General features: G+C 48.3%; 1 protein-coding gene. It reads left to right on the plus strand.

Annotation, left to right across the window (positions count from 1 at the left end; translation table 11 throughout):
- On the plus strand, nt 1–901 hold a 901-nt coding region (locus CVN76_RS01260), incomplete at both ends, for an AMP-binding protein (RefSeq protein ID WP_157805425.1).

Below are 901 nucleotides of genomic sequence, written 5' to 3' on the forward strand. Positions count from 1 at the left end.
AGATCATGCTTGCGCTGCAGAATACACCAGATCCTAAATTGGAGCTTCCAGGGGTGCAATCCAATCTGAAGCTATACAGCGTAGGTGCTTCGAAGTTCGATTTGACCATGGAATTCCGAGAAGTGCATGCTGAAAATGGCAGTCCGGATGGAATCAGCGGGTTCCTTGAATATAGTACAGATCTCTTTAAGCGGGAGACTGCCGAAATGCTAATCTATCGTTTATTAAGGCTATTGGACGGCGCCCTTTCGGAACCCGATCAGCATATAGGGCTTTTGGATATACTGGCACCTGAAGAGCGTCAAAAAATCCTTGTGGACTGGAATGGAAATTCCGATGAAAAAGAGCAAGCGAGCATACCTTCACTGCTTGAAGAACAGGTGAAAAAGTATCCTCACCATATTGCCTTGGTATATGGGGAGACTTCATTGACATATGAAGAGGTGAACAAAAGGGCGAACCAGCTTGCCCGCCTGCTCATTGCGAAAGGGATAGGACCGGAGCAATTCGTCGCTTTGGCCTTGCCTAGATCATTGGAAATGGTTATCGGCCTGCTGGCTGTACTCAAGGCAGGGGCCGCATACCTGCCTCTGGATCCAGAGTATCCAGCGGACCGGTTATCGTTCATGCTCTCTGATGCCCAGCCTGCATGTGTTCTGACCGATTCGAGTGTAGCATCGAAGCTGCCTGAGATGGCTGATATTAGGCAAATCATCCTGGATGAAGCGAGTACCATTGAAGAATTAGAGCATCATTCGCCGATCAATCCAACGGATGTTGACCGCATCCGACCGTTATCGCCTTTGAATTCGGCGTATATTATCTATACTTCCGGTTCAACCGGTGTACCAAAAGGGGTTGTCGTTCCGCACCAGAATGTAATCAGACTATTTGGATCGAC

The organism is Bacillus sp. mrc49 (assembly GCF_002803435.1).